Raw genomic sequence first — 2,429 nt, forward strand, 5'->3', positions numbered from 1 at the left:
CTCTAAAGTCTCTTCCCTGAAAGTCTCTGACTTTTTAAAATTTATTTCTTTATTAATTATATAAGCAGCTAATGTGCTAGTAGTTACTCCTATAAATCCAATTCCAAAAATCATTAATAATATAGCTACAATTTTCCCAATACTAGTTGCTAATAATACATCTCCATATCCCACTGTAGTAAATGTAACAACACTCCACCAAAGTGCATCTAAAAAGGTCATATCTTCAAGTAAGGCAATTATTACTGAAGTCAAAACTAATATTATTGTAGTAATAATAATCATATGATTAAAGGAATTAAGTATTACAGCTCCTCTAATCTTATTTTTAAATTTCAAAAGATAAATAATCACAAAAATAAACTTAATTATACTTATAGGTATATTAGTATTGATAAAATCATTTTTATTTATTAATATACTAATTTGTACTATTACTTGAATTGGAATAATTGAAAGTAAATCTATAAAATTAATATTAACTTTTCTTTTCTTATGAGTATCTAAAATCAAAATAATTATGTAATCAAAAACAAAAATAATACTATTAATCAACATAATAGTGTAGGCTATACTTATTACTGATGTTGGAAGTCTATACATAAGATCAATAATTATAAATATTCCTGACATCAAGGCAAGTAACCCAATAAATAATTCATACAAAGCCCTTTTTCTCATCTTTACCTCTAAAATAATTGTTAATAATATCTACATTTATATATTTATATTATTATGGCTCCACCTTTATTACTTAGGTATTATATAGCTAATTCAACCATGATTAGAAAAAACAAAAAAAGACTGTCTGTAATTTCCATCATTCTACTCAAATTATAAGTATAGCTAGAATACTTTAACAAATAATAACCAAATTTGGAGATGTAAAATTTAAGTACTTGATTTTATAGTTATAATAATTTCAAATAGAAAACCCATTTATAAATTATACAAGGCTAAATTTATAAGTGGGTTTTAATTTCCGAGCTTTTTATTTTTAATCTATTAATTCAAATCTAAATTCTTGTTTGGCATCTTTATATTTATTCTTATCAACCTTACTTAAAAACATATCTAAAGGTCTTGCATAAATTCCCTTATCATCGTAAAGAGCCTTATATAAAACTAAAACATTATCTAATGTCTCATTATGAAAATATCCATTCTCATTTTTATATATTGTAATATTCTTATTTAGCTCTGTATGATAAGCAATAAGCTTGTTAAAATAATTATAATCTCCTTCAATACTTTTCAAATTACTTACAGACATTACAGCATAATAATTATTTTTAAAGTGCTTATAAATTGCTGGATATTTTATTTTCCTCATAAAGTATTTCTCCTTAGTTTCATCTATTTATTTACCTAATTATTTATTTTTAATAACTTTGCTTTCCTATTCTTGTATATTTTTAGGTAGTCCTTTTTTATATTGCCTTGGCACTTCAATTTTTATATTTAACTTACTTGCTGCATCTAAAGCCCAATACGGATTTTTAAACATAGCTCTTCCTACAGCTACTAAATCTGCTTCTTCATTTCCTATAACTGAGTTTGCAAGATCCACTTCCTCTAGTCTTCCTACTGCAATTACTTCAGTATTAACATTTTCCTTAATTGCCCTAGCATAAGGTACTTGATACCCAGCATGAGTTCCTGGTCTTCCTGCTGCTACTATTTGACCTTCTCCACCTGCGCTTATATCAAATATATCTACTCCAGCTTCTTTATATGCTTTTGCAAGGCTAATTCCAGTATCTATACCATATCCATCCTCTACATATTCAATAGCAGAAATCCTCATTATTAATGGCATATCCTTAGGCATTTCTTCTTTAGCTGCCTTAATAATTTCTGAACCAAAGAGAGTTAAATCCTTGCCATATTCATCACTTCTTTTATTAGTACGTGGTGAGTGGAATTCATGAATTAGATATCCATGTGCCCCATGTATTTCTATAGTGTCAAATCCAGCCTTAACAGCACGTCTAACAGCTAATCTGAATTTTTCTACCATTTCCTTTACTTCCTCTGTAGTTAGCTCTCTTGGAGTCTTATAACTTTCATCAAAAGCAATTGGTGATGGTGCTACTGGAACTTCCGCATCTATTGCCTTCCTGCCTGCATGTGCTATTTGAATAGCAACTTTAGCACCATATTTATGACATTCATCAACTATTCTGCTTAAAGGCTCGATTTGATCATCACTCCATAAGCCTAAATCATAGTCACTAATACGTCCATCTGGTTCTACATCAGTCATTTCTATAATGATTAGCCCTGTTCCCCCTATAGCTCTACTTACATAGTGAACAAAATGCCAATCTGTTGCAATCCCATCCTTTTTATCAACTGAATATTGACACATTGGTGGAAATACTATTCTATTTTTTAATTCTAATCCCTTGAATTTATAAGATGTAAAT

3 protein-coding genes are annotated in these 2,429 nt (G+C 28.4%); all 3 read right to left on the reverse strand.

Annotation, left to right across the window (positions count from 1 at the left end; genetic code table 11):
• The coding region (locus E6248_RS15405; RefSeq protein ID WP_316341649.1) for a potassium channel family protein at positions 1–681 on the reverse strand (681 nt) is incomplete at its 3' end.
• Between the two features lie 316 nt (positions 682–997).
• Positions 998–1,333, reverse strand: a complete 336-nt coding sequence (locus E6248_RS15410; RefSeq protein WP_316341650.1) for a DUF1653 domain-containing protein — start codon at positions 1,331–1,333, stop codon at positions 998–1,000.
• Positions 1,334–1,399: 66 nt separating this feature from the next.
• On the reverse strand, positions 1,400–2,429 hold a 1,030-nt coding region (locus E6248_RS15415; RefSeq protein WP_316341651.1), incomplete at its 5' end, for an NADH:flavin oxidoreductase/NADH oxidase.

The sequence above is a fragment of the Clostridium sp. genome (assembly GCF_032552055.1).
Taxonomy (GTDB): domain Bacteria; phylum Bacillota; class Clostridia; order Clostridiales; family Clostridiaceae; genus Clostridium.

What these genes read in the sequence shown, in the direction of transcription:
- E6248_RS15410 (WP_316341650.1), bottom strand. Translation starts at nt 1,333, where the DNA reads ATGAGGAAAATAAAATATCCAGCAATTTATAAGCACTTTAAAAATAAT.